Raw genomic sequence first — 1,872 nt, 5'->3', positions numbered from 1 at the left:
TTGTCTGACACCGCCCTAAAAGGTAGTCTTTTGTCGTCTTTATCCTCAAGAAAGTGAAATTTACCGTAGGTGATTATCTCAAACAAACTCCTTATAAGCCCTCTTAGAGAGCTTCCGGGTATTTTGTAAGTATCTCCTATTTTGAAAAAGTCAATATCTTTCTTTGTTTTTCTAATATAAGTATAAGTGAGGGTTTTTATCTCTACTTCTATATAACCTGTATACCTATCCTCGTAATATGTATCAAAAGCAGGCGGTTTTCCTACCTCTATTGGTTTATCATTTAACGGTATAAAGTTGTATGGGGCTTTGGCTGGTTTTCTTTTGTCTTGGCTTGCGTGTGTTTGTGCTCTTTGCCCTTGATTACGATATCTGTTATCCATATCAACCTCCTTTTGGTTTTACAGAGATATCTACAAATCTCACGTCTTCAACGCTTGCCTGAAAACTTGGTAAATACCCTATGTAGTTTCTTGTTTTTAAAACAAGATAATGTTTTTCATCTTTTAGCTTTATAGCATCTTGTAATACATATTTTGGTATATCTATATAAAAACCTCTATCTTCAAAAACTCTTATAAATTCTTCTTTTTCCTCTGCGTTTGTACCAAAAAGTACTTGCTCTGCATCAAAATACTCTGTATCAGAAGATTTTTCATCCTCTTTATCTTCTAAAAGCCTTAAACTAAATCCATTGGTATGTCTATATATAAAAGCTTCTTTTTCTTGATTAAAAATCCTTAGGTTTATGAGCTTTTGAGAAAAATAAATATCCTTTTGGTTATCAAACCTATCAAATATAATCCTATCCTCATACCAACCTATCAAAAGACAGCCTTCGTACTCTTTTAGCATATCTTTAGCCTTCTCAAGCTTTTCAAGTTCAAAAACCTCTTTTTTGGACTTAATAGTTTCTATTTTTCGCATTTTGCTAAAACTCATAGTTCCTCCTTATACTCTTTTAAAGCTTTTACAAAATGTTCTAATTTTTCTTTCCCTTTTATATTTAGCCTATCATTCTCTTTAGATATTTCAAACTCACCATCTTTTGTTTTTATCTTAAGGTAAGAGCCCTTCAGCACACCTCTTCCTATGCTTTTCTCACCACCAAGTGCCAAATCTTCATTCCAAAGGTCTTTTAAGACAAGAAGTATAAGCCCTATATAGGCCTCTTGTGCATCTTCTAGCTCTAGCTTTATATTAAGCGTCTCTTTTTTGTGCCATATTGGTTTTGAGTTCATTAAAGCTGTTTCTATTACTCCACCGGTAAACCTATCTATTTTGATGCGGTGCACCATTTCTGAAATAACGTAATCTTTTTCTATATAACACTCGTTTACTATAAGCCTTGCTTTTTGTCTTTTAGGCTTAGTTTTTTCTTCCTCCTCTTTCTTCTTATTATCTTTATTAGAACCAAACACTTCATATACAATTTCTTCGCTTATGCCAAGGGTTTTTGCTATCCTTAAAGCCCTTGACCTTAAAGCCCCTTTCAAAGAGCTTCCTGTGATGGTGTATTTATCGTTGGTGGTAATTTGCACGCTGTCTGCTTCTTCGTGGATATCTTGTTTTCTTATTATAAGTGAGTTTTTGATTTCAAAACGTCCTTCAAAAATTACCCTTGGAGCTTTTTCTTCAAGCGTTTGGATGTTTTCTAAAGAGTCCAATTTTACATCTTCTAGTTTATGGCTTTTAAGATAATTAAAATACGTTTTCATATCGCTTGGAAAGTCAAACCTATAAAGCTTGTAATCTGTCAGTTTTAAAAGCCCAAAACCTTTTGAAGTAAAAGCACCTATCTTTATGTTTTCGTTTGAAAGCTCTCTTATAATGGTTTTCAGTACGGATCTTATTTTATCAACATCTTTTTCT

At 33.1% G+C, this 1,872-nt stretch carries 3 protein-coding genes; all 3 read right to left on the bottom strand.

Features of this window, described 5'->3' with window-relative positions; all coding sequences use genetic code 11:
* Positions 1 to 383: RAMP superfamily CRISPR-associated protein (locus ACP5S8_RS08255; protein WP_461876460.1), on the bottom strand; the 383-nt coding region annotated here is incomplete at its 3' end.
* A gap of 1 nt (position 384) precedes the next feature.
* A complete protein-coding gene (gene csx19 / locus ACP5S8_RS08250; RefSeq protein WP_461870969.1) occupies positions 385 to 942 on the bottom strand; it encodes a type III-D CRISPR-associated protein Csx19 in 558 nt (185 codons plus the stop codon).
* On the bottom strand, positions 939 to 1,872 hold a 934-nt coding region (locus ACP5S8_RS08245; RefSeq protein WP_461876458.1), incomplete at its 5' end, for an RAMP superfamily CRISPR-associated protein. The genes csx19 and ACP5S8_RS08245, both read right to left, overlap by 4 nt.

The sequence above is a fragment of the Hydrogenobaculum sp. genome (assembly GCF_049967395.1).
Taxonomy (GTDB): Bacteria; Aquificota; Aquificia; order Aquificales; family Aquificaceae; genus Hydrogenobaculum.
Note: the sequence above shows the minus strand (reverse complement) of the source record. Positions and strands in the feature narration are given on the sequence as shown.